This window comes from Faecalibacterium sp. I4-1-79, assembly GCF_023347235.1.
Lineage (GTDB): Bacteria > Bacillota > Clostridia > Oscillospirales > Ruminococcaceae > Faecalibacterium > Faecalibacterium tardum.
Genome location: NZ_CP094467.1, coordinates 690,682 through 715,227, shown reverse-complemented (window position 1 = coordinate 715,227; position 24,546 = coordinate 690,682). Strand labels below are relative to the sequence as shown.

Sequence of the window (24,546 nt, the reverse complement as noted above, 5' to 3'; positions counted from 1 at the left end):
TGTGAGATGGTTACTATGGATTTCCTTATTATAATATGTACCGGGCGGCAACCGCCGCCCGCCGTTCTTAACCGAACAGGCCGCTCAGCAGGGGAATCAGGGTAATGCCGACCAGCGCAACGCCGCCGCCAGCCATGAGCTGCTTCATGCCCTGAGACTTGGAGCCGGGGTTGTCGTTACCATAACCTTCCAGCAGGTTGATGGCACCCCAAACGCCGAGACCGGCACCCAGAGCCACGACCAGAGTCTGAAGAACTTCGATAGCAGAGTTGAAGAATTCCATAGTCTTTTCTCCTTTATTATAAAGCGTTTTCGATCATTTGTACACACCCGAAATCTTATTGTTTTACACTGCATAACCGCAGCAAGGTTGATTTTCTGGTGCACTTTTCTGACCGGGATAAATTAAAACCGCCTACCGAGTCAGGCAGGCGGGAGCGAATCAGCGTCCACCACGATGAACTCATCAGCGGGGTGGATTTTTTCTTTTCGGTTCAGATATTTTTCAATATCGAAGGTGTTTTTTGGGTCGTAGTCGGAGGTCAGCTTATAGTTAGGGTGCTGGGTCAGGTCGTATTTGTCAGAAAGAAAAGGTCTAACACCACGCAACTGCAAAATGCACTTGCCGCCGTCCAGCACCGCCAGCTCGTCCCGGCTCAATAATTCGTGCCCCATCTTTTGGAACGTAGTGCCGTAACTGGGGCTGTTGCCACGGGTGTCCGAGGTGTTGAATGCGTCGATGGTTTCCTTGCCCAGCATTTCAGACAGGTCTTTCAGGGTGGTGGGTTCGGAGCCGCCCAGAAATATCTGGCTGTCCATGTTGCCTACGATGGTATCCGCATTGTCCTTGTAGATGGCTTTCAACTGGCTTCTCGCCTGCAAAACAAGGCAGGCGGAGATCTCACGGCTGCGGATGGTGGCCACCAGCTTTTCCAGATTGGGAATCTGCCCGATGTTGGCGCACTCGTCGATCAGGCAGCGCACATGGATGGGCAGTTTGCCGCCGTACACATCGTCTGCTTTATCGCACAGCAGATTGAAAAGCTGGGTGTAGACCATTGAAATCAGAAAGTTGAAGGTGGAATCCGTGTCCGACATGATGAGGAACAGCGCCGTCTTCTTATCGCCCAGCGTGTCCAGTTGCAGCTCATCATACATGGTGAGGTCACGCAGTTCCTGAATGTCGAAGGGGGCGAGCCTTGCGCCGCAGGAGATCAGGATGGATTTTGCGGTCTTTCCGGCAGCCAGCTTATAAAGTTTGTACTGCCGCCCGGCAAAGCTGTTGGGCTTCTTTTTTGCGAGTTCTTCAAACAGCAGATCCACCGGATTCTGGTATTCCTCGTCGTCCTCTAGCACCTGCATGGTGTTAAGCATTTCCAGCAGGGTGGCGAAATTTTGCTCCTCCACCGGGGCTTCATAATGCAGATAGGCGATCAGAGCGGTCAGCAAAAGCCGCTCGCTTTTCTCCCAAAATGGGTCCCCGCCGCTGCCTTCACCCTTGGTGTTGGTCATCAGGGTCGTGACCAGTTTCAGAATGTCCTTTTCGCTGTGAACATAGGCAAAGGGGTTATAATGCATGGACTTTTTGAAGTTGATGGTGTTCAGAATCCTGACCTTGTAGCCGTTTTTCAGAAGTGCGTTCCCGCACTCGACCACGATACTACCTTTCGGGTCAGTGACCACATAGGAACTGTGACATTGTAAAAGGTTGGGCTTGAGCCAGAACCGGGTTTTGCCGCTGCCGGAGCCGCCCACCACCAACACGTTTTTGTTCCGAGCGTTCTTGGGGTCAGGCGGGCGGTTGCTCATCATCAGCCGTTCTGTTTTGGTCAGGATGATGTTATCGGCAAACTTGGGTGCCATGAACGGCTCAATATCCTTGGCGGTGCCCCACCGGGCAGAGCCGTACTCCACGCCGTGGCGGTACTTCTTGGCATTTTTGCCACGCAGATAGACCGCCAGTCGCAGCCCTGCGCCGCAGCACAAGCCCACCAGAATATCAAGCGGATGCAGGCTAGGCAGCGGGTTTGCAAATGCCAGCGGAACGGTGCCCATCATGGACATGATCTTATCGCCCAGTTCCTTGCCCTCGGCAAGCCGCCATGCTTCACCGAAGTTTGTTGCCACCAGCCCCAACAGGATATAGGGCAGATATAGCGCCAGCAGCTTTGTCAGCTTTTTCGTGGTCACAGTCCACGCTCCTGTTCCTTATGCCGGACTTTGCCGGGGAGTTCTGCCGCCGCCTGCACCAGTTCCTGCAATCGTGCCAGCACCGAGGGGCATTTGTCTTTGTTCAGCAGAGATGCCGAATACTCTTTGAACGCCGAATGGAAGGCTTCTGCGTCCGGGGCTTTGAAAAAGACCAGATACCGGGGCGGCACCTCAGAGCTGTCCTTGCGGATGGCGTAGTCGATGCCGTACTTTTTGGCATAGCGTTCCAGACCACGGATGCCGGTCTTGCTGATCTCCACGCTGGACACGCCCCGGTTTTGCCGCAACAGGGTGCGGACGCTCTGCTTGCCTTGGGATGCTTTGGACTGGTACAGCCGAAAAGCTGCCTTTACCGCCCGCAGAACGGTCCGGGCGGACAGCTTTGTGGTGGAGATCATAATGTTGAATGACTTCTGTTCAATTTCTTCCTGCACTGCCATCACCTCGTATAATAAAATAGTAGTATTTATAGACCGCTCTCCAGCGGAATGCTACAATAAGTTCAGGATGCTGTGGATTGGTGGAACATCACCTACCGCAAAGACGGTTTTCGGGAGGCTCCAACCACAGCTTCTTTGTTGAAATGTTAATCAGTTAGATACCGCCAGACGGTTTATTTAGAACGAGGTTACAAGAGCAAAGAAGTCTGTGGTCCTGAACAGCATCGAAATAAATATACCGGAGGTATCAAAATGGTTTGTGTTGGAATTGATGTTGCCAAGGATAAGCATGACTGCTGTATTCTTGATTCAGACGGAATGGTTCGTGCTGACTGCTTTACCATCCCCAACAACATGGATGGATTTAAGCAGCTGCTTCAAACGATTCGAAACTGCACCAAAAAGTCAGACAAAATAAAAGTAGGACTTGAGGCTACCGGACATTACAGCTACAATATTCTTGGGTTCCTTCTTGACAACGGTCTGCCAACTTATGTCATTAACCCTTTGCACACCAACCTGTACCGAAAAAGTCTCAGCCTTCGCAAAACCAAAACCGATCGTGTGGATGCAAGAACGATTGCAACTATGCTATTGTCCGATGTAGACCTCAAGTCCTACACGGATATAGCATACCATAACGAAGAGCTAAAGTCACTAACAAGATACCGATTTGATAAAGTTCAGGAATGCGCTAAACTAAAGCAATCGGTGTCCAGATTGGCTACGATTCTGTTTCCCGAATTGGAAGGGCTTGTTTCGTCTATCCATGGCACTTCAATCTACGCACTTCTCAGCGAATATCCCGGTGCAAAGCAAATTTCAGAAGTCCATCTTACCAAGCTGACAAACCTTCTTACAACAGCGTCCAAAGGACGCTACGGAAAAGAGAAAGCCATCCAGATTCGAGAGGCAGCCAGAGCTTCTATTGGCTCTGTCATGCCTGCCAAATCTTTGGAATTGAAGCATACCATTAAACTCATTCAAGAACTTGCCTCCGAGATCGACGAAATTGAAGATTCTATTCAGAAAATCATAGATGAGCTCAATCCACCAATTCTCTCGATTCCCGGTATGGGAGTAAACTCCGCTGCTGTGATCCTTGCAGAAATCGGGGATTTCTCCAATTTCAGTTCTCCTGACAAAATTCTTGCTTACGCTGGCTGCTCTCCATCTACATACCAGTCCGGAAAACTCACGAACTGCTATGCTCACATGGAAAAACATGGCTCCCGCTACCTGCGACATGCCCTTTACAACGCAACCAAGTACGTCTGCTACTGGAATCCTGTCTTTGCTGAATACCTTGCCAAAAAACGTGCCGAAGGAAAACACTACAATGTTGCCCTGTCCCATGCCATGAAGAAACTCGTGCGGCTGATCTACGCTTTGCAGAAGTCTGGAAAAACATATCTTACAGCTGCATGATTTTCTCCTGAGCCTGAGCTAATTCCAACAGAAACTTAGCTGGCGCAGCGAACCCTTGACGAACCGAAGCATTCAAATGCTATTCTGTTTCTGCGAGGGTTGGCCGGGCTTGCTTTGCTGTTCTCTCCGTCGCCCTCGCTGTTCCAAGACCAGCATTTGAATGCTGTTTGTCAGGGGCAGCGGTCGGTTGGCGGATTTTTTCATTTTGGGGCTTGACTTTTAATAGTTAGTCTCCCGTGCAGCAGGATGCTTTTAGCGTTCATGCTCTGCCGGGGGCTTGGTGCGGGGCTTTTCTGTGGGAGGTTCATCAGGCACCGGCAGCACCAGCAGACGGTTGCCCAGCTTCAGAAAGGCTTCCGGCTGATGAAAAAGCTGCTCATACTTCTGCGCCAGTTCCGGGGTCAGGGATGCAAAATCCTCCTCGCCCAGCCCCACAACCAGAAAGGTTCCGGCAACGGCATCGTACATTTCTCCGTTTTCATCCCGAAGGGCACGGTTCAGGGGCAGTCCCATGAGCTTGCCGTCATCGTTATAAACGATGGCAACCGGGTCGGCAAAGGGATAGCTTGCGCCGATGGAACCGCCCACCGCCTGCTGCAAAGCCTTCAGGTCGTTATCGATCTCGACCTGCTGTGGATACTGTCCCGGCGCAATTTTCAGCACCGACAAGGTGTTTTCAGCCATGCGAATCCTCCTTTCCGTTCAGTCTGATCTCACCGCTCCGTGCCGCCTGCATCAGAGCCGCCACGAAGAATCCGAAAATAGCACCCGCTTCAAAAAATGCGAATCCGATAAAAAAGTTCAGCATGGCACACCTCAGTCGATGCAGATGCAGGGCAACTTCTGGTCGTCTGCCATCAGGGTGATGCTGTGGCTTGCCAGATACTTCTGGAACAGGTAGACCTCATCAATGGTCAGCGAGATGACCTCGCCGTCCATGTTGGTGCGGACCAGAATCACCGGGCCGGTCAGATAGTGCTTGCCGCCTATCTTCAGCACTTGCGCCGGATTGTAGCAGAGCAGCAGTGAGGTATCAGGGAGGTTCAGGCAAGCATTATCCTCCTCAAAGCAGGGCAGGATGCCGGGAGCCTCATCCAGCGTGATGACGGTCAGCTCCATATCCGGGGCAATGGCTGCGAGATAGACTTCACCAGGCTTTTTTCTGCCGTTCAGAATCGTGTAGATGCGAGTATTAATGGTGACTTTCTCGGAACGGATGTGAGTGGTAGTAAAGTTCATAGACGTTTCCTCCAAAATTTTTGCAAAATAAAAGACCCGGAACTGGGTCTTTTGGTTCAGTCTGCGATCAGCGCGCTTCTTCCTGCTTCTTCTGTTTTGCCTGTTGCTTTTTTAGTTGCCACTGGTCGAGCAGCTTGATGATGATACTTTCCATCTGCCGGGGCGTGTAATTGCGTGGAAAGTATTTCCGCAGGGTTTCGTTTTTGATGGTCACGGTGTCCAGTTCGCTTTTCTTTTCCTCATTCATAATGTTGTAGACTGCATCATAGTCAAACTCACCCTGCTGCGCCAGCTTTTTTATCCGAATGGCTTGTGAAAGAGATGGTGCGTTCTGGGAAGCATCCATTGCTTCTAAAAAATCCTGTTGCTGTTTTTCGTCCAGATAGGACAGTTCTACCGCAGGGTTAAAAGAGATTTTTTTCTCGTCCACCATGTCGAGCAATTCAGGGACAAGGTTCGTCAGACGCACAAAACGCTGGACTTGATTGCGACTTTCGCCTGAATCTTTTGCTACTTTTTCATCGGCTCTCAACTTCGTCCCAACTTGGGACGAAGTTAAATCTGACCTAGCACCTTGATTTTTTATTGCATCCAGCTTCATCTTGTACGCAAATGCCCGCTCGCTGGGCAGGATGTGTTCTCTCTGCAAATTGGAATCGACCATCAATATCGTGGCGGCATCATCCTCCATATTTCGCACAATGACAGGCACGGTGTCCAGATTTGCAAGCTCTGCGGCGTGTTTCCGACGATGCCCGGAGATGATCTCATAGCCGCCCTCTGGTCTGGGGCGGGCAATCAGCGGCGCAAGCACACCGAACTGCGAAATGCTTTCCACCGTCCGGGTCATGGAATCATCGTCCAGAACTTTGAACGGGTGGTTTTTGAACGGGAAAAGTTCGCTGACGGGAATCTGTTGTACCTGCTCCCGCTGTTCTTCCTGCCGGGACTCTTCGGTCGAAAAAATATCATCGAGACCTTTCAGTGCTACGTTTAAGCCGCTTTTCGGCATCCACCAACACCTCCTTCGCAAGAGATTGATAGGCTTCTGCCACCTTGCTCTTGGGGTCATACTGGAAAATGCTCTTGCCGGCGGCACTGGTTTCAGCAGCACGAACAGACCGGGGAATGGTCTGGTCGAACACCTTGATTTTACTACCGTATGCCTGACGAATCAAAGTGTCGATCTGCTTTCCATAGTTGGTGCGGCTGTCCGTCATGGTGAGCAGGATGCCCTCGATTTTCAGCTTCGGATTGATTTTCTGCCGGTGTACCTTACAGATTGTCTGCAAAAGCTGCTCCAGACCTTTGGCAGAAAGATATTGAGCCTGTACGGGTATCAAAGCAGTGTCTGCCGCCGCCAGTGCATTGATGGTGAGCATACCAAGGGAGGGAGTACAGTCCAGCAGGATATAATCGTACTCCCGTTTTGCTCCGTCCAACACCTGTTTGAGCATCTTTTCCCGGTTCATGCTGTTTACCAGAGCCACCTCCAATCCTGCCAATTCGATGTTGGCAGGGATGAGGTCTACGCCCTCTGCATGGTGCAGGATGCCCTCACCGGGTTGGATAGGCTGGTCGTTCATGGCTTTCTGCATCAGAGTAGACAATGTGGCAGGCAGCTCGTCCGGCTGCTGCCAGCCCATGCTGATGGTAAGACTGCCCTGCGGGTCAGTGTCCACCAGCAGAACTTTTTTGCCCTCCATCGCCAGCCCGATGCCCAGATTTTCACAGGTGGTGGTCTTGCCGGTGCCGCCTTTCTGGTTGACGATGGCTATCGTGGTTGCTTTCTTTGAAATTTTCATCACCTCCGATTCGCTAAGTCGTGGTTGGTTTGGTTCTGGTAGGAAAGCTGCATGGTGGTGGGCGCGTTGTACAGAGAAGCGAGCAGATATTGTTTCATGTTACGGATCGGGCTGCTGTTCTCTGCAAAGCACTTCAGCACAAAGCGGATGTGGTCGGCGTTCAACTTCATAAACCGACTGCATACCACCTCGGCGGGCTTATCGTCCCCAGCAATGTGCAGCAGCTTACGGTTGGTAGCGCAGGTGTCCACCAGCAAGTCTACGATCTGGTAGATAATGTCCTTGTCATCCGGGCAGAGCCGGAGCAAAAGGTCTATCTCCAAAGACTGAGAAAAATATTCTTCCAGTTGGGTGCGTTTGCTCATCCCATCCGCTTCTTCAGAATTGAATGGATCAGTCTCACTCATTTCAGTATCATTCTCTATTACAATAAACATGGAACCGGATATGGCAGCCAGCCATATTCCATTCCAACTCGTACCTAAGCTACAATAAGAGAGTAATCGGCTAACGCATCATTCTCTGGGCTTCTACGCCCGTTCTAAAGACAGTTGACCATCTCTCTTGTTGTAGCATTCGTTTTAAGCAGGTTGAGCCACCCGCCAAGCGGAGCGTTCGTGTCACCCAATAGATTGAATCGGCAACGAGTAAAAGATGGATTCCGGTTGCAAATACAAAGTAATGGAGGAACCGTTATGAACGCTGTAGGCATTGACGTTTCCAAAGGAAAGAGCATGGTTTGCGTCATGCGCCCCTTTGGAGAAGTAGTACTCGAACCCTTTGAAGTTTTACACACCGCCCAAAGCCTGAACGATCTGGCTGGGAAGCTCAAAGCTTTGGACGGAGAGACCCGTGTCGTCATGGAAGCCACCGGGAATTACCACAAACCAGTTGCTTTCGTTTTACACGATGCGGGCTTATTCGTTTCCGTAGTCAATCCTGTTCTGATTCATGACTATGACAACAACAGTTTAAGACGTGTCAAAACGGATAGAAAAGACGCTGTTAAAATCGCCAACTATACGCTCGACAAGTGGACACGGCTACGACAGTATCTTCCCGAAGATGATACCCGGCTGGCTTTGAAGAATTGTTATCGTCAGTACCAGCAAGCCGTGGCAGTTCGTACTATGCTGAAGAATAATCTGATCTCATCTCTTGACCTGACCTTTCCAGATGCAAACAAGCTATTTTCAAGCCCCGCAAAGAGCAACGGGTGCGAAAAATGGGTCGATTTCATTGGAGACTTCTGGCACAGTGAGTGTGTTTCAAGCCTTTCCTCTGATGCCTTTGCTAAAAAGTATTTAAAGTGGTGTCAGAAGCACGGATATAATTTCACTCGCTCAAAATCGGATACGATCTATGCCTGTGCAGTCAATGCTGCTTCTCTTCCAAAATCCCCAACCTCAAAACTCCTTATTCAGCAACAGGTCGCTCAGCTGAAAGCCGTATCTCAGTCCGTGGCTGCATTCCAGCAGGAGATGCTTCGCCTTTCTCAACAGCTTCCGGAATTTGATACTGTGATGGAAATGTACGGCGTCGGCCCTTCTCTCGGTCCTCAACTGATGGCTGAGATCGGAGATGTCCGTCGTTTCTCATCCAAGAAATCACTCATTGCATTTGCAGGAATTGAACCGCAGCCAAATGATTCTGGCAAGATTGTGGGCAACGATAGCGGAATTAGTAAAGTGGGTTCGGCTGTTCTACGTAGGACGCTCTTTCTGATTATGACTGTCATCTTGAAGACACAACCTCAGGATGAGCCGGTTTTTCAATTCATGAACAAAAAGCGCTCTGAGGGAAAACCCTACAAAGTTTACATGATGGCTTCAGCCAACAAGTTCTTGCGAATCTATTATGCTAGAGTGAAAGCTGTAATGGACTCCAAACACTCAAAATAAGCATGGATATTTGTTTTTGGTCGTAATTTCCTCTTGAGCCTGAGCTGAATTCAAAGAACCGCTTAGCTGGCGCAGCGAACCCTTGACAAACCGAAGCATTCAAATGCTATCCTGATTTTGCGAGGGCTGGCTGGGCTTGCTTTGCTATCCCCTCCGTCGCCCTCGCTGTGTTTTGACCAGCATTTGAATACTGTTTGTCATGGGCAGCGGTCGGTTAGCGAATTTTCTTGTTTTGGGACTTGACTTTTATTAGCAGGTCTTTAGTCTTATTACATCGTGATTTTGAAGGGTCTTGACTTGCGTTTTTGAAGCCTCCAGAATCGTGAAAATCACGATTTTGGAATATTGATTTTGACGATTCTGCCGAAAAGTTCTTCACATACACCAAACTTGGCTTTCCCAGACCTCTGCGTTTTCGTTCAATCAGACCAAACTTTTCGAGTTCCCGGAGCAGCTTGGTCGCTTTGTTGTCTGCGCAACACAACGCCCTCTTGACATCCTCTATCGTGAAGATGATGAACACCCGGTTCTGCTCGTCCAGCCAGCCGTTTTTCACAGACAGGCTCATGCGGTCCAGCAGGATGCCGTACAGGGTTTTTGCATCGGTGGACAGACTCTGGAACCGTGGCTCCTGAAAAAGAGCCTTGGGAATGCGGTAGAATGAAAACAGTTCTCCGGCTTGTCCGTAAAAGTAGTCAAGGGTCATGTGGCTTTTTCAACGTTTTGCTCCAGCTTGTGTTCAAAAAATCAACCGCCTTTCGTTTGAAAATAAAAAGCGCACTCTTTTCTTATTGAAAAGTGGTGCGCTATGTAATATAATGGCTATATAATTTAGCTATCCAAAAGATAGTCGATGAGATATTCTTTCGGAATCATGAAAGATCGTCCGACTTTCAGGCAGCGAATTCTATGTTGATGGATTCTTCTGATGATGGCAGTCTGGCTTTTGAAACCGAGTAAAGTTGTTGCTTCTTCGACAGACAGCACATCAGGATAGTTCACAAATAATTTTTTATAATACTCTTTTGCTTGATTTTGATTCATTATCCTTGACTTTCCTTTCGTTTTGTGCCTAAGCAGAGGAGCGTTTTGCCCTGCATCCCTCCTGAACATCCCTCCAATTTCCATTTGGGCGGTCCAAACCGAAAAAACAGAGTAGAGGAAAAACGCATCGAAAAATCGTGGATATTTCAAATTATTGTTCGTTGAGGCGTGAATTTTTCCTTTGCACAGTGGGAACCAGATATCACTAGATATCACTGGATGACACCAGATGGAAGATGAGGATAAAAACTCAAAATCCCTTGTGCTAATAACACGTGTGGGTTCGACCCCCACCACCGGCATAAAAAAGAGAACTTCCCCAGCTTGTCTGGGGGAGTTTTCTTTTTTATCTGCGGCGTGTGAGCGGGTCGAACAGCACGGCCCTGCTTTGCAGGGCGAGCGATCAGCCCTGCGGGCTGTCGCTCAGTGCGCGGGAGACCCCCACCACCGGCATAAAAAGAAGCTCCCTCAGCTTGTCTGGGGGAGTTTTGTTTTTTATCTGCGGCGTGTGATGACGATCTCGTAGTTTGCATAGGTCGTGATTGCCACGCGGGACTTCATCATTTTCAACCAGTCCATGAGAAAATCGTTGAAAAGTACCGGGGAGTTATCAAGGCAGGGGTCAACCGTCTTGACGGGGTTCGTTTTCAGCCAGTTACTGTCAACGGCATACTGAAGGGCATCGGTCAGTTCCCTGTGCCAATCCAGAAGCTGCTGTACGGTCGCTTCCTGAATCAAAGTGCAGGCTGCGATCTCGCTCATTCCTGTCCTCTCCTTTCCAGTTCAATATGTCAATTATTTAAAAGAAAACACTATATGTAAAGGGCAATGGTCTTTTCCGGGTACCATTGCTTTCCTTGCGTCAACGTCATTTTCGCCATCACAGACTGCCACCGTGTTGGCATCATAGGCGCGTTCACTGTTCAGGACGCCCAGATCAAACTCATACATCGCCTGAATTGCCTCTTCGCTCATTCCGGCTTCGCGGTACTGCACACGGAGTTGCTCCCACTTTGCGTTCAGCTTGCGACGTTCATTACCATTATTGAAACTCATGTGTAACCTCCAAATTTTCGATAAGTCGTGAAAAGTCGAAAATTTGGAAGGCTACGGATATTTCGCCGCTTGGGGCATCCACGAAAACCGGACAAACATAAAGCCTGCTCCTTTTTACGGGAGCAGGCTACCTGAAGGCTAAAAAAATAGCCGGACAACCAACTAACAGAGCGGTTCTAAAAGTAGAATCACTCTATCAGCTGTTGCCCGGCTATTTGGTGCGCGTTTCATACATTGCCTTGCGGCAATGGCCCGTTGCTCGGAGCGAACAGTCCATATTCAGGGTGCAATGCACCCGTATTTGTTAAAATGACTGGAAAATCACCGGCGTCTGAACGCCAGGTCAAGCCTCAGGGTCTCCTTGCACTTACTGCATTTTACTTGCAGTGTGCCGGAACACCCATCAATTTTTTTGTATAGCTTATTACCGCAAACAGGACAAAACCTCCAGCCGATGCTGAATTGCGCCTGCTGTATATTGTTTAGTGGTTTATTTTTAAAAGAGCGATTGTTTGACTGAATCATATTTATTCTCCAAAACGGACGATGTCCAATGGATGGCAGTGGATGGGTTTTCCTTTTATGACCTGCACCTGTTGTAGTCTGATCCTGATAGCAGACCACGATACTCCCATCCGCGCAGCCATCTCCAGAATTTTTTCATAGTTCGGGTCAGATGCGGATTGGTACAGGATTCCATTCGGCAGGCACAGCGCTGCCCGTTCTATTTCAGCGTTGACCAGAAATGTTGGCATCAGCAGCTCTGCCGCAAGGGTATTTGCCTGCCATTCCTCCCATGAGGGTTGTCCGTTTCGTTCCCGATAGGCAATGTGCCCACGGCACTTGACTGCTTTTCCGTAGTCGTTCGGGAACAGGTCAGCCAGAATATGGTGTGCCGCTTCATGCGCTATCGTGAAATTCCGGCATCCGGTGCAGCTGTCTGCCGCAAGGGCGGAATCGATTACAACGTCCCTCGGCATAAAAACCTCTACAAGCTTTGTCCCATCCTCCAAAATCACAGTAAACCTGCATTTCTGGAAAACGGTCAACCCGAGGATGCTGCCATCGCTGCACAGCGGCAGCATTTTCACATTCAGCCCAAGAACAGAACTTGCAAACTGCTCTAGGTTAATAGGTGACGGGTCATCTTTGCTGATCCCGAAGCAGGTATAGTACTGGTCGATATACTTACCCGCTATGCGCGAAAAGTCTGCGTGGGATAAGTACCTTGCCATTACGAAACACAGCTTTCCGGCACAGAGCAGTAGGCTTCCACGAACCACTTGCCCTGTTCAAGCCAGAGATTCCGCTTCTGCCCGCAGATCATGCAGGTGAAGCACTGCCCCTTCCCGCCAAGGCGCGATGTGCCACGCCTGACAGCCAAAACACGGTCGATTCCATAGATATGGCTTTTGTCGTAGTTGATGGCAAGAGGGCGGATCTTGCCATCAGGTGTAAAGCGAACGTCCACTTCAACGTATCTCTTTTCACGGTGGAGCTTGTTGTCATCACGCATCGAGGGGCCTCCTTCTCATTTTTTAGGTTGTATTTGCGGTGGTTTAATTTGGATTTTTCACACCAAATTGGTGTTTACGACTCGATTATACTGCGATCGGTTTTAGTTATCAACTACAAATTTACGAAAATATTTTCGAAGCTCTGTTGATTTTGCGCAACTCGCGCATCACAACACCGTCACAACCGTTAGTGTTTCTTTCCTCCCATCTTCTCCTTAGCCTTGTCCGGCACGTCGATCAGGCCAAAGCGGTAGAACAACCCATAGATATACGACACACCCCGGATATCTCCCAGAGCCTTGGGTCTGTCCACTACCTCTCCGATTTTACCGATATTATGATACGCCAGCATCACGGAGCTCCACGCAAGGCTCTTGCTGTCCTCTCTGCGGTCGATCCACAGCTCCTTGGTGAACTCATCGCCCCTGCCCTTCTTCAGCGTATAGGTAAAGGGCAAGCCGGACATCGTCTTGAACTTGTATCCCCGAAAAGCCACCACGCACTTCCAGAGATTTACTTCGCAGGGATCCTTCTTCAGCGCAACCACCGCTCGATAGTGACGCTGTCTCTCTGCACCTGCACTGATATTCGCCGCTTCAGCTTCCTCCGGGAAGTACACGCCTTTCTCATACGGCAGATAAGAGGTCACAGAGGGACGGGACAGCTGCAAAGCCGACATAGTGGAAGTGACAGCAGCAGAATAGCTTTGTGTTTCTCTGAAGGCATTAAAGGTCTGCTGGACGAGCTTTGCCGTGTCCGACTCGTAGACCCCGGCTGTGATGAGAAGCTTCCGAACCTTGATAGGGTTGAGGGACAGGGCATCTGCGGTGGCTTGCAGGCTCATTTTATCCATATATAGGTCAGCAGCTGCTTTCATCTGCTGTGCCAGGTTCTTGGCTGCACTGTACTCTGGCTTTGATGGCTTCCGCCCACCGCCGGGCTTGCGCGCGCGTGTATTACTCACTGATTTTCACCTCATTTTATTTCCGTCATAAACTATATATCGTGCTCAAAAATATGCCGTGTGAACTTCTGGATTTCAGTCCACACGGCGCTAACACCTTGTCTCACATTTTTTGCTGGTTAGTCCGAATGCGCAATCATTTTTATATTATCTACCGAAAACTGTTCTTCCGCTACTTTAACGGCTTGTATTGCGCTGTACAAATAGCCCTCTGCTTCTTCGAGATGCTTTTTACCTTCACCATTATAACTGCGTAGTTCTAGTACCGTTGACCGTATTGGGTCAGAGATTTCCTTATATTTGATTGGCAATTCATTAACGCAATGTGTTAAAGTTGTTACTATCACTGCATTTTTTTCTTCGAATATTGTCCCCCGATATCCACTCTGTCCATGTTTTTCTAATAGCCAATTCAGGTTTTCTTGCTGACCTTCTAGTTCTTTAAAAATCTTTTTAAGTAGCTCTTGCTCTTGGAGTCTTTTCAGCTCATTCATGGCATCTATAGAAGAATTCACTTTGCTTTTAACTTGCATAATCTGCCAAATCGTTATCGCTAAAGCCATAATTCCAAATAGATCCGCAGCCAACCCAATCCAATTCCAAAATGTTTTGAATTGAGAGAAGCCAAAAAAAGCCATTAACCATTCACCCATTTTCACTCTTTAAAAATTTATATTTTGGCATATCTCCATACAGAGCCGGAAAAACTTCTTCCCAACGGTGTTCATCCATAAACGCTCTAGCAATATATTCACACATGTGGTAATCTTCATGACACTCAGGAACAATTCGGAACATCTCCGTCTCGAATGTGCCATGATTTACACTTTCCTTATTATCCAGCTTTTTTCTGTATGCCTCCATCAAATCCATAATCTTTTTGTATTGTTTACGGTCAATTTCATATTCAAAAAGCAATCTGGTCAAATCAGTGTTTTCAAATAAAAGTTCCTGCCGGAACTCAATGTAATCAAGACGCTTATCAAGCTCATCGAAGTGTCTCATGCTGTGTTCCTCCAATTCATAAAATACAATATCTGCATCTTCGCCACAGCACCTTTTACTGTGTTGCCTGCCGCTCACCGCGTAGAGGTGTGCAAAGTTTCGAGCGGAAAAACCGTGAGAAATTTCCCACGGTTCAAATATAACCCTTTAAAAACTAGTTTTCAAGAGCACAGGTGAAATATACATTAGTCCGTATACTTTATCAAGTTACGTTCAGACAGCGTAGCCCTTGTTCTTGATGACCTCCACGACCTGCGACACGTACTTCTGGCAGGTGTCATGATCAGGGGCTTCTACCATCACGCGCACTAGAGGCTCAGTGCCGGACTCGCGCACCAGAATACGACCAGTATCGCCCAGTGCCTCAGCTACGGCCTTGACTGCTGCCTGCACTGCTTCGTCATCCTGTGCAGCTTTCTTGTCGGTCACACGGACATTTTCCAGAACCTGCGGGTAGATCTTCAAAGGCTCAGCCAGCTTGCTCATGGGCAGTTTCTTGGCAAGCATTACTTCCATCATTTTCAGACTGGTCAGGATACCATCACCCGTACTGGCGTACTTGCTGAAGATAATATGACCACTCTGCTCACCGCCGATGCGGCAGCCATTTTTTGCCATGTACTCATAGACGTACTTGTCACCCACTGCGGTCTTGGCGTAGCCGATGCCCTTCTCATCAAAGGCCTTATACAGGCCAAAGTTGGACATGACCGTGGTAACGACGGTATTGGTCAGCAGCTTGCCACGCTCCTTCATGTAGCAGCCGTAGATGTACAGAATATGGTCGCCAGTGATGACATTGCCCTTTTCATCCACACACAGGCAACGATCAGCATCGCCATCATAGGCAAAACCGATGTCCAGCCCCTTCTCTACCACGAACTTCTGCAGACCCTCAATGTGGGTGGAGCCCGCATTGTTGTTGATGTTGGTGCCGTTGGGCTGTGCATTGATGACGTAGGTATCAGCTCCCAGAGCATCGAACACAGATTTAGCGATGTTCCAGGAACTGCCGTTGGCACAGTCCAGACCGACCTTGACACCCTTAAAGGAGTAGATACCGAGGCTGATCAGATAGCCCATGTAGCGGTTACGACCAGAAACATAGTCCACAGTGCAGCCAATGTGCTCCCGGTGAGCAAAGGGCAGCTCCGGCCAGTCCTTGTCGAACACATGGAGCTTTCCGTCGATGTAGTCCTCTACCAGCAACAGGATTTCCTCGGGCATCTTCTCGCCGTAGCAGTCGATCAGCTTGATGCCGTTGTCGTAGTAGGGGTTGTGGCTGGCAGAAATCATGATGCCGCAGTCAAAGTCATCCACACGGGCGATGTAGGCCACAGACGGGGTGGTCGTGACATGAAGCAGGTAAGCATCTGCACCGGAAGCGGTCAGGCCAGCAACCAGACTATACTCGAACATATAAGAGCTGCGGCGGGTATCCTTGCCGATGACGATGCGGGCAGGCTCGTTGTTGCCGTTACGCTCACGCAGAGCGTTATAATACCAGCCCAGAAAACGGCCAACCTTGTAGGCGTGGTCGGCAGTCAGAGTAATTCCAGCTTCTCCACGGAAGCCATCGGTTCCAAAATACTTTCCCATTATAGTTTTTTCCTCATCCAAAGAGTGAATTGACGAATAGAAATGTGCCTTTAGCCGGATAATTATCCGTTGCCTGCTGCTCACCACGGAGAGGTAGCACATTTGAGCAGCACAGCCATGCTGATGCATGGCCGTTGTGTAGATAATCAGTACTTCCTCCACACCATCTTATTGACCACATTCACATATCCCTGAATGATACGAACCACCTTCATGGACACGGTCTCGTCCACATAATCGGGGCAGGGTTTGCCCAGAACGCCCTTCTGCTTCATCTCAATGGCCATATCGGTGGCGTTGAGCAGCTCCCGTGTGGTAATACCAGCCAGAATGAAGTCGCCGGCTTCCAGTGCCTCAGGACGTTCCGTACTGGTACGGATGCACACGGCGGCGATGGGATGACCAATAGACAGATAGAAGCTAGACTCCTCGGGCAGCGTGCCGGAGTCGGAGACGATTGCCAGAGCGTTCATTTGCAGCTTGTTGTAGTCGTTGAAGCCCAGTGGCTCGTTGACCCGGACGCGAGGGTCCAGCTGGAAGCCACTCTGTTCCAGACGATGCTTGCTGCGGGGATGGCAGGAATACAGGATGGGCATATCGTACTTCTCCGCCAGCGCATTGATGGCAGTAAACAGACTCATGAAGTTCTTTTCAGAGTCGATGTTCTCCTCACGGTGGGCAGACAGCAGAATGTACTTGTCCTTCTCCAGTCCCAGACGCTCCAGCACGTCGCTTTTCTGGATCTTCTCCAGATTCATGTGCAGCACCTCTGCCATGGGAGAGCCGGTCTGGTAGGTGCGCTCCTTGGGTAGGCCAGTATCTGCCAGATACTTCCGGGCGAACTCGGAATAGCACATATTCACGTCAGAAATCACATCCACGATGCGGCGGTTGGTCTCCTCGGGCAGACACTCGTCCTTGCAGCGGTTGCCGGCCTCCATGTGAAACAACGGAATGTGCAACCGCTTCGCAGAGATGGCAGACAGGCAGGAGTTGGTATCGCCCAGCACCAGATAGCCCTCCGGCTGCAACTCGCTGAGCAGCTCATAGCTGCGCCCCAGAATGTTTCCGCAGGTCACACCCAGATTCTCGCCCACTACTGGCACCAGAATGTCCGGGCCATACTCCCCGAAGGTGTTTTTCAGCTCGAAATCCTCCCAGAACACGGTGGAGAGGTTTCTGTCCCAGTTTTGATTGTAATAGACCACGCAGCAGTCAAAATATTCCCGGCAGCGCTTGATGACAGCTGCCAGACGAATAATCTCCGGGCGGGTGCCGCAGCCGATCATGACCTTGGTGCGTCCATCATTTTTCCATGTAAAATTGTGTTCCATAAAAATCTCCTAACGTCAACCAGTATTTTTCTCTTACACCGGCTCGAAGAAGGTGTCCGGATGGTTCGGGTCAAAAAATTCGTTGCAGGTCATCACCGTCACCAGATTCTCCGTCTCCGACAGGTTGATGATGTTGTGGGTCCAGCCGGGAATCATGTGGACAGCCTCGATCTTATCCCCGGAAACCTCAAACTCCACCGTTTCGCCGGTGTTGATGTTTCGCTCCTGAATCAGTCCGTGACCTGCCACCACAATGAACAGCTCCCACTTGGAGTTGTGCCAGTGCTGCCCTTTGGTAATGCCGGGCTTCGAGATATTGATGCTTACCTGTCCGCAGTCGGCGGTATGGACCAACTCGGTGAAGGAGCCACGGTTGTCCACGTTCATCTTCAGGGCGTACTTGAACTTGTCGGTGGGCAGATAGGTCAGATACAGGGAGTACAGCTTCTTAGCAAAGGAGCCGTCCGGCATTTTCGGCATCATGAGCGTAGTCGGCTGTGCCTTGAACTCTTGCAGCAGATCCACGATTTCGCCCAGCGTGACCTTGTGGGTCACAGGAACACAGCAATAGCGGCCATCGGTCTTCAGAACGGTTTCCACACCGTCAAACTCACAGTGTTGCTCCTTGCCTTCCAGCAGGTCGAACATTCCCTCTACCAAATCGTCGATGTACAGCAGTTCCAATTCGGTACTGCGGTCGTTGACAGTGAAGGGCTCGTCATTGGCGACTGCCCAGCAGAAGGTGCTGACAGCACTGTTGTACTTGGGGCAGCTGTGTCCCATCAGGTTCACAAAGCGATAGACAGCCACCTTTGCCCCGGTCTCCTGAGCATACTGGAAGAACAGCTCCTCGCCAGCCTTCTTGCTGCGGCCGTACTCGCTGTTGCCAAAGCGGCCTGCCAGCGTGGCTTGAATGGAGGAGGATAGCATGATAGTTGCCTTGTTGTTGTGCTTTTTCAGGCAGTTCAGCAAGTCGGATGCAAAGCCGAAGTTGCCCTTCATGAAATCCTCGGGATTCTCCGGACGATTCACACCAGCCAGATTGAACACAAAGTCTGCCTTACGGCAGTACTCATTCAGCTCCGCCGGGGTGGAGTTCAGGTCATACTCGTAGATTTCTTCAATATTCAATGCCGGGCGGGTCTTGTTCTTCCCATCCCGGATGTTTTTCAGGTTATTGCACAGGGCGGTCCCCACCATGCCCTTGGCACCTGTGACTAGAATGTTCATTCTCTCACCTCTTAGTGTACTGCGGTGCAGTCCGGAATATCTGCGCCATCCGGCACAGTTGCATGATTGCAGATGGTGCAGTTGCTGCCAATGCGGGTAAAGTTGCCCACAGTCGCACCAGTGCGAATGACGCTGTTGGTGTAAATCAGGGCGTAGTCCCCTACCGCTGCATCACAGTGGACTTCCGTTCCGGCATTCAGCAGAACACCGTTGCCAACGGACGTACCATTCTGGACACAGGCATTTTGCAGCACCACGCAGCCACAGCCCAGCTTTGCGTATGGACTGATGTAGGCGCTTGGCGCAACGATATTGGGAAAAGCAAAGCCAAGGGCTTTCGCCTTCTCATACACCTGTGCCCGGAACCGATTGTTGCCGATACCCACCACCAGCAAGCCGTACTCCTTCCGCAGCTCCGGCAAATCAGCAAGACTGCCAACCACCGGAATGCCACAGATGTCAGTGCCCACAGGTTGCCCATCGTCTACAAAGGCACAGTTATATTCTATCATCGCTTGTTCAGCCACCATGCGGCCAAAGCCACCGGCTCCAACCAGCAGCAACTTTTCTTTAGACATTCGGGATGCCCTTCAGTGCGTTCTGGACATATTCGGTGGTCAGGATCTTCTTAACAGTGCCTTCCACATCCAGACGGGTAGTGTTATGGCTGGTGTAGGACTCGTCTGCCATAGTATGTACCTCGCCGTTGACGACAAACTTATCGTAGTTCAGGTCACGGTTATCCGCAGCAACACGGAAATAATGGCCCATATCCTGGCTGCGCAGACGCTCCTCACGGGTCATCAGAGTCTCGAACAGCTTCTCGCCGTGACGAGTGCCGATGATGTTCGTGCCGGTATCACCAAACAACTGCTGGACAGCCTTAGCCAGATCGCCGATGGTGGAAGCATCAGACTTCTGGATGAACAAATCACCAGGATTTGCATGTTGGAAAGCGAACAAGACCAAATCCACAGCCTCGTCCAGATTCATTAGGAAGCGGGTCATGTTGGGGTCAGTGATGGTGATGGGGTTGCCCGCCTTGATCTGGTCGATGAACAGAGGGATAACGGAACCACGGCTGCACATAACGTTGCCGTAACGAGTGCAGCAGATGGTCGTGCCACCACGCTCAGCAGCTACACGGGCATTGGCATAGATGACGTGCTCCATCATAGCCTTGGAGATGCCCATGGCGTTAATGGGATAAGCTGCCTTATCGGTGGACAGGCAGACGACACGCTTAACGCCTGCATCGATTGCAGCGTGCAAGACGTTATCAGTACCGATGATGTTGGTCTGAACCGCCTGCATGGGGAAAAACTCGCAGGACGGGACCTGCTTCAGAGCGGCAGCATGGAAGATGTAGTCAACACCGGGCATTGCGTCACGGATGGACTGGGGGTTGCGGACATCACCGATGTAGAACTTGACCTTCTTAGCAGTGTCAGGGTGCTTGGCCTGAAGCTCATGACGCATATCGTCCTGCTTCTTTTCGTCACGGGAGAAGATACGAATCTCCTTCAGGTCAGAATCCAAGAAGTGCTTCAGAACGGTAGAACCAAAAGAACCAGTACCACCAGTGATCATAAGGGTTGCGTTATCAAATGCAGACATTTTAATTTTCCTCCCAATCTTTTATCAAAAAACATCCTTCAAAAGAATTGCATCAATCATCAGTTTGACATTTGGCTGCAAGTCTTTTATAAGGGCCGGAAACAAAAGGATTGTGCTTATTTGCGTCAGCAACGATGCCAACGCAGCACCAGACGCTCCCCACAAGGGAATCATAATTGCATTCAGCAATACATTTGTTATTGCTGCTCCGATATACAAATATTTGAGATAATTTTGTTTACTGTAAGAAACGACCCATGCATTTCTGGCTACCCCCAGATAGGAAAAAGCCGTATACCATGTAATGATTCTCAACGGAGCTGCAGCTGGGACGTATGCGTCACCATACAAAATACTCACGATCGGAGACGCCAAGAGCGAAAAGAGAAGTGAAACACCCACAGACACATAGAACACAATTGCATAAAGCTGCTTATTCTTGCGTTCAAACAGCTTCTTATTATCGAAAGACTGCAAAATAACCGGGTACAGAGAATCAATTATTGCAGTCAGCAAAAACACCCATGTATTGCACAGTGAAACTGCCGTTGAATAAAATCCCACTTCCGACTCATTCAACATTTGTTTCAGCATGAACTTATCCGTACTGCCGTAAATCGAAACCATCAAGCCAGCTAAAATGAAGTGATAGCTACTAAAGAATAATTCTTTTGCCTTGCGTACTGAGCACTTAAACTGAGGGCCGTTGTGCTTTTTATACATGACAAGAAGGACAACAGCCACCACCATGTAGTCGATAGAAGTCGAAATGGCAAACCATTCTACGCTTTTTCCTGTTGCCAACAGCCACACTTTATAAGCGGAAACAACCGTATATGATATTACCGTCGCAAAAGCAGAGTATTTCGATTCAAGTTTTGATTGAAACCAATAGTCCAGGGTGTCCATCACTTGGAAAACCACACCAATGCCGCAGAGAAACACCACAATGTGCGTCGTAGTCTCTCCCTTATCAGCGATCAGCGTGATACACACCATCATAAGTACTGATAAGACGCTGGAAACCGTTCTAAGGACAATCGCCGATCCAACGGTTTCGCCTTCCTCATCGGGATGATCCACAAAATTCTTTACGATAACCGAATTGATTCCAAGCGTACAGAATGATGCAAAGAAAGATGTGTATGTTGCAGCATAATTAATCAGTCCGAAATTGCTTGGTCCCAGGTATCGTGCCGTAAGTAATCCAACAAAAAACGCAAGCAGCATGTGATATACCCGTCCGGCAATAATCCAGCTTGCATTTCTTGTCACCTTACTGCTCAGTAAATCTCGTATCTTCATACTTCTAGACTCCTAATGACTTTTGCCGGAACACCACCAACCAAAGTATTATCCGGTACATCATGTACCACACACGCACAAGCAGCTACAACACAGCCATTACCTACAGTTGAATTGTTGCAAATCGTACTTCTACCTCCAATCCATGTTCCGTTTCCAATCACCTGATGATAAATCTCGCCCTCACCGGCTCTTCGGGTTCTATCTCCAATTGCATGCCCGCCCGTTTGAAACGTAACCTCTGGACCAAGATCACAATTGTCGCCAATTTGGACTGTACCGTTTCCATTGACCTTACAGTTTTTTCCAATCCAACAATTATTTCCAATCGCAATGGTACCTTTGCATTCAATAGGGCCAACTATTGTCGTCCCGTCTCCGACTGGACACCCGATTCCACGGAGCAATTTTCGTTTCATATTGCACGCAAGCGGTTTCGTTCCGACAAATACATGGTTAATCAAAAACAGGTTTAGCGTTCTCTTGATGCCATTTAAATGCAGCATTCTTTTAAGATTCATTTGCATGATACCATCCATTATCCAATATTTCTGCGCTGCTGCAGGGACCGTCTTCAAACAAAGTCTGCGCCGTGTTGCCTTTGATGATTTCCCTTGCTAATTCAACAAATCGCCCGGATGCCACCTGTGCATTCCATGTATCTGAAATCGTGGCATAAGCATTCTCGCCCATCTTTCTTCTATAGGCGTCATCGTCCAACAATCTACAGACCTGTTTTTCAAAGTGCTTTTGATTCCCGTTTTCGTAAATCAGACCATTTACGCCATCCTTGATTAAGAAAGGCACTGAGCCAATTGCGTGGCTTGCAACAACCGCACATCCACTGTTCATCGATTCATTTAAAACGGCTCCCCATCCCTCATTAAAATCACTGGTAAACAGGAACACATCGGCTCTTTCCATATGAGCACGTACTTCATCCGGAGACATTGCGCCAAGCATTTCTACGCAATCTTCTACGCCTTTGCTCCGAATCATTTCATGGAGCTGCGCTTCCATCTCTCCATTGCCGATAACACTCATTCTGAAGGAGTATCCCTTTTCTTTAAGCGATGCTGCCAACTCGATGGAAGCATCCGGATGCTTCCATCCTATAAGCCTGCCAGCCCATAGGATTGAAGCCTGAGGATGCTTCCATCCTGCTGACGTAACCGATAGCTTTCGCTTCATCAATTCAGCGACATCATATTTTTTGGTCTCCGGGAAATACCCCCACTTAAAGGTTCTTCTCTTAAAATTTGTGTAGCAATTCAAATCCGCAGAAGTATAGGCACTGCTACAGCAGAAATACAACGGTCCCTTTTCAAACGGTTTCAAATGCTTCCACGCACTCGCAAAATTGTGCGGGATCTGCAACAACCCCGTTCCTTCCTTAAAGTAGCGCTCGCTAAACTTAAAGCACAGTTTTCCTTTGCTCGTGCGGCGCACAATCAGACTATCCGGGCATGAGCCGTATATCGCTACATCTGCATCATCAATTAGTTTTTCGGCCTGATGCATTTTCTCCTCAGAATCGTAGGCACAAAGCACAAACGGGTATTTGTGATTCATATCCTCATACCCCATATCAAGTCTCTCTTGCGGAATCGCTTCTAAGGCAACAAATGTATACTCCACACCATCTTGACTTAAAATTCCATGTGAGAAAGGAAGCTGATGATGATTCATAAAATTAGAAACCATTACAGTTTTCATAAAGGCTCCTTCCTTCCCGCCAGATAGAAAAGCACATAAACAAACTCTATTCCCGGAAATCCTCCCAGAAAAATACTTGCTTCTCCACTGGATTGAATAAACAACCCCAAAATACAAATCAAAGCAGTCCGTGCAACTGGATTATCATTTTCACAACACGCCAAGGTTTTTTTAAGCATCATCCCATAAAAGAGTATTGTTCCCAATAAACCTGTAGAGCAAAGATGTGCCAACGGTGCATTATGGGCATTAGCAAAGCTCGCCTCGCCTAAATTTCCAACTATCCATTGAAAATTAGTACGTAACAAAGAAAGGTAGTCAGTAAATGTTCCTTGACGACCTGAAAATAGTGACTTGCCCATTATCATTAGGTCAGCATATCCACTTCTAAATAGCATCAGATACATTGGAACGAACAATATTGGAAATGCAAAGCATAGAGCCACAATCATTTTGGGAATTCTAATTTTTATAGGCAGTATTGCACTTGCAACTACAAATATAGCCGCAATCATACATGTTCTTGCGCCTGTCATCCATAGTAAATACAACAAATACGTAACAAGTATAACAACGAAAGCTTTTTTCCTTGCATTTTTTAGATAAATCATGACAATGCAAATTACCGCAAAAATATAAATTCCTGCAAGATTACTGTTTCCAAAATACAATGTAAGCGTCGGTGAAACTGTATTATTATCTCTATAATATGCAAACGGCATTAGTGAATAAGCAGAGAACAGCAATCCACTTAGTATTCCAAATCTATATACTGTATCAATCGTTTTTTTATTCTGCAAAAAAGTATTATTTAATGCTATAACCCAAAATAATGAAAAATAACAAACTATGGCATAAAGCAATCCACTTTCAAACGGTTCATCCGTTGTAAATAGACTCACAACAATATCAATGAGAAGTACAAAAAACAATACTATATATTTTCTTTTTGCGCCGTTATTGTAAATCGTCAAAGCGATATTTGCTGTTGTTGCAATAACACCAAGCCAAATCACATAGTGGATAATTCCAGTGTTTTTTAATGGAATAAGCAGAAAGAATAAGAACGCCGCAAACAGTTGGATGTCATGGAAAGATACCTTAAATTCTCGAAGCGCATGTTTTTCAACCATTA

At 48.6% G+C, this 24,546-nt stretch carries 27 protein-coding genes and 2 pseudogenes; 2 read left to right on the top strand and 27 right to left on the bottom strand.

Annotated features, from left to right (window positions below; all coding sequences use genetic code 11):
• Positions 1 to 67: 67 nt before the first annotated feature.
• The 3 genes from MTP36_RS03405 to MTP36_RS03395 all read right to left on the bottom strand — a co-directional run bounded on the left by MTP36_RS03405 (position 68) and on the right by MTP36_RS03395 (position 2,651).
• Complete coding sequence (locus MTP36_RS03405) at positions 68 to 283, bottom strand: Maff2 family mobile element protein (RefSeq protein ID WP_055186938.1); 216 nt, start codon at positions 281 to 283, stop codon at positions 68 to 70.
• A gap of 140 nt (positions 284 to 423) precedes the next feature.
• On the bottom strand, positions 424 to 2,190 hold the full coding sequence (locus tag MTP36_RS03400) for a VirD4-like conjugal transfer protein, CD1115 family (protein ID WP_249253597.1): 1,767 nt from the start codon (positions 2,188 to 2,190) through the stop codon (positions 424 to 426).
• Entirely contained in the window at positions 2,187 to 2,651 is a 465-nt protein-coding gene (locus MTP36_RS03395) for a PcfB family protein (protein ID WP_249253595.1), read from the bottom strand. Before MTP36_RS03395 ends, MTP36_RS03400 begins: the two co-directional genes overlap by 4 nt.
• Before the next feature lie 252 nt (positions 2,652 to 2,903).
• Between MTP36_RS03395 and MTP36_RS03390 the strand changes: the two genes are divergently transcribed.
• Positions 2,904 to 4,079: an IS110 family transposase gene (locus MTP36_RS03390; protein ID WP_249253593.1), complete on the top strand. Its 1,176-nt coding sequence runs from the start codon at positions 2,904 to 2,906 to the stop codon at positions 4,077 to 4,079.
• A 252-nt stretch (positions 4,080 to 4,331) separates the two neighbouring features.
• On the opposite strand, the gene MTP36_RS03385 is transcribed toward MTP36_RS03390, so the two are convergent.
• The 6 genes and pseudogenes from MTP36_RS03385 to MTP36_RS03365 all read right to left on the bottom strand — a co-directional run.
• Positions 4,332 to 4,769, bottom strand: coding sequence for a DUF3846 domain-containing protein (locus MTP36_RS03385; RefSeq protein WP_330220880.1), 438 nt, complete (start codon positions 4,767 to 4,769; stop codon positions 4,332 to 4,334).
• Positions 4,756 to 4,887: a hypothetical protein gene (locus tag MTP36_RS15930; RefSeq protein ID WP_256466535.1), complete on the bottom strand. Its 132-nt coding sequence runs from the start codon at positions 4,885 to 4,887 to the stop codon at positions 4,756 to 4,758. Before MTP36_RS15930 ends, MTP36_RS03385 begins: the two co-directional genes overlap by 14 nt.
• A gap of 8 nt (positions 4,888 to 4,895) precedes the next feature.
• A complete protein-coding gene (locus MTP36_RS03380) occupies positions 4,896 to 5,318 on the bottom strand; it encodes a hypothetical protein (protein WP_249253590.1) in 423 nt (140 codons plus the stop codon).
• Between the two features lie 67 nt (positions 5,319 to 5,385).
• Positions 5,386 to 6,330, bottom strand: coding sequence for a ParB/RepB/Spo0J family partition protein (locus tag MTP36_RS03375; protein ID WP_097791889.1), 945 nt, complete (start codon positions 6,328 to 6,330; stop codon positions 5,386 to 5,388).
• Positions 6,287 to 7,123, bottom strand: coding sequence for a ParA family protein (locus MTP36_RS03370; protein WP_117475933.1), 837 nt, complete (start codon positions 7,121 to 7,123; stop codon positions 6,287 to 6,289). The genes MTP36_RS03375 and MTP36_RS03370 overlap by 44 nt, the downstream gene beginning before the upstream one ends.
• A pseudogene (locus MTP36_RS03365) lies at positions 7,123 to 7,545 on the bottom strand (DUF6017 domain-containing protein); the annotation flags it as partial. The gene MTP36_RS03370 and the pseudogene MTP36_RS03365, both read right to left, overlap by 1 nt.
• Positions 7,546 to 7,818: 273 nt before the next feature.
• Here MTP36_RS03365 and MTP36_RS03360 point away from each other — a divergent pair.
• Positions 7,819 to 9,024 carry an IS110 family transposase gene (locus tag MTP36_RS03360; RefSeq protein WP_154244678.1) on the top strand — a complete coding sequence of 402 codons (1,206 nt, stop codon included), beginning with the start codon at positions 7,819 to 7,821 and terminating at the stop codon, positions 9,022 to 9,024.
• Positions 9,025 to 9,280: 256 nt separating this feature from the next.
• Here MTP36_RS03360 and MTP36_RS03355 read toward each other — a convergent pair.
• The 18 genes and pseudogenes from MTP36_RS03355 to MTP36_RS03270 all read right to left on the bottom strand — a co-directional run.
• Positions 9,281 to 9,730, bottom strand: a pseudogene (locus tag MTP36_RS03355) (replication initiator protein A); the annotation flags it as partial.
• Positions 9,731 to 9,855: 125 nt separating this feature from the next.
• Positions 9,856 to 10,371 (bottom strand): helix-turn-helix domain-containing protein, encoded by a 516-nt coding sequence (locus MTP36_RS03350; protein WP_097776410.1) that lies wholly within the window; start codon positions 10,369 to 10,371, stop codon positions 9,856 to 9,858.
• A 192-nt stretch (positions 10,372 to 10,563) separates the two neighbouring features.
• Positions 10,564 to 10,830, bottom strand: a complete 267-nt coding sequence (locus MTP36_RS03345; protein ID WP_249253588.1) for an N-terminal phage integrase SAM-like domain-containing protein — start codon at positions 10,828 to 10,830, stop codon at positions 10,564 to 10,566.
• A gap of 33 nt (positions 10,831 to 10,863) precedes the next feature.
• Positions 10,864 to 11,124 (bottom strand): hypothetical protein, encoded by a 261-nt coding sequence (locus tag MTP36_RS03340; protein ID WP_249253586.1) that lies wholly within the window; start codon positions 11,122 to 11,124, stop codon positions 10,864 to 10,866.
• Between the two features lie 527 nt (positions 11,125 to 11,651).
• Positions 11,652 to 12,359 (bottom strand): ImmA/IrrE family metallo-endopeptidase, encoded by a 708-nt coding sequence (locus tag MTP36_RS03335; protein WP_249253584.1) that lies wholly within the window; start codon positions 12,357 to 12,359, stop codon positions 11,652 to 11,654.
• Positions 12,359 to 12,640, bottom strand: coding sequence for a hypothetical protein (locus tag MTP36_RS03330; protein WP_249253583.1), 282 nt, complete (start codon positions 12,638 to 12,640; stop codon positions 12,359 to 12,361). The genes MTP36_RS03335 and MTP36_RS03330 overlap by 1 nt, the downstream gene beginning before the upstream one ends.
• Before the next feature lie 188 nt (positions 12,641 to 12,828).
• The gene (locus MTP36_RS03325) at positions 12,829 to 13,605 is read right to left on the bottom strand and encodes a hypothetical protein (RefSeq protein ID WP_249253581.1); all 777 of its coding nucleotides are present in this window, start codon (positions 13,603 to 13,605) and stop codon (positions 12,829 to 12,831) included.
• A gap of 119 nt (positions 13,606 to 13,724) precedes the next feature.
• Entirely contained in the window at positions 13,725 to 14,264 is a 540-nt protein-coding gene (locus MTP36_RS03320; protein WP_249253579.1) for a hypothetical protein, read from the bottom strand.
• Complete coding sequence (locus tag MTP36_RS03315; protein ID WP_015536669.1) at positions 14,251 to 14,610, bottom strand: hypothetical protein; 360 nt, start codon at positions 14,608 to 14,610, stop codon at positions 14,251 to 14,253. Before MTP36_RS03315 ends, MTP36_RS03320 begins: the two co-directional genes overlap by 14 nt.
• A 213-nt stretch (positions 14,611 to 14,823) precedes the next feature.
• Complete coding sequence (gene glmM, locus MTP36_RS03310) at positions 14,824 to 16,209, bottom strand: phosphoglucosamine mutase (RefSeq protein WP_249253577.1); 1,386 nt, start codon at positions 16,207 to 16,209, stop codon at positions 14,824 to 14,826.
• A 146-nt stretch (positions 16,210 to 16,355) separates the two neighbouring features.
• Positions 16,356 to 17,543 carry a UDP-N-acetyl glucosamine 2-epimerase gene (locus tag MTP36_RS03305; protein WP_330220868.1) on the bottom strand — a complete coding sequence of 396 codons (1,188 nt, stop codon included), beginning with the start codon at positions 17,541 to 17,543 and terminating at the stop codon, positions 16,356 to 16,358.
• A 33-nt stretch (positions 17,544 to 17,576) separates the two neighbouring features.
• Positions 17,577 to 18,773, bottom strand: a complete 1,197-nt coding sequence (locus tag MTP36_RS03300) for a polysaccharide biosynthesis C-terminal domain-containing protein (protein WP_249253575.1) — start codon at positions 18,771 to 18,773, stop codon at positions 17,577 to 17,579.
• Between the two features lie 11 nt (positions 18,774 to 18,784).
• Positions 18,785 to 19,351, bottom strand: coding sequence for a PglD-related sugar-binding protein (locus tag MTP36_RS03295; protein ID WP_249253574.1), 567 nt, complete (start codon positions 19,349 to 19,351; stop codon positions 18,785 to 18,787).
• Complete coding sequence (locus MTP36_RS03290; protein ID WP_249253572.1) at positions 19,344 to 20,390, bottom strand: polysaccharide biosynthesis protein; 1,047 nt, start codon at positions 20,388 to 20,390, stop codon at positions 19,344 to 19,346. The genes MTP36_RS03295 and MTP36_RS03290 overlap by 8 nt, the downstream gene beginning before the upstream one ends.
• A gap of 24 nt (positions 20,391 to 20,414) precedes the next feature.
• Positions 20,415 to 21,695 (bottom strand): flippase, encoded by a 1,281-nt coding sequence (locus MTP36_RS03285; RefSeq protein WP_249253570.1) that lies wholly within the window; start codon positions 21,693 to 21,695, stop codon positions 20,415 to 20,417.
• On the bottom strand, positions 21,692 to 22,234 hold the full coding sequence (locus MTP36_RS03280) for an acyltransferase (RefSeq protein WP_249253568.1): 543 nt from the start codon (positions 22,232 to 22,234) through the stop codon (positions 21,692 to 21,694). The genes MTP36_RS03285 and MTP36_RS03280 overlap by 4 nt, the downstream gene beginning before the upstream one ends.
• A complete protein-coding gene (locus MTP36_RS03275) occupies positions 22,206 to 23,411 on the bottom strand; it encodes a glycosyltransferase (protein ID WP_249253566.1) in 1,206 nt (401 codons plus the stop codon). Before MTP36_RS03275 ends, MTP36_RS03280 begins: the two co-directional genes overlap by 29 nt.
• Positions 23,408 to 24,544, bottom strand: coding sequence for a hypothetical protein (locus tag MTP36_RS03270; RefSeq protein WP_249253565.1), 1,137 nt, complete (start codon positions 24,542 to 24,544; stop codon positions 23,408 to 23,410). Before MTP36_RS03270 ends, MTP36_RS03275 begins: the two co-directional genes overlap by 4 nt.
• Positions 24,545 to 24,546: the final 2 nt, after the last annotated feature.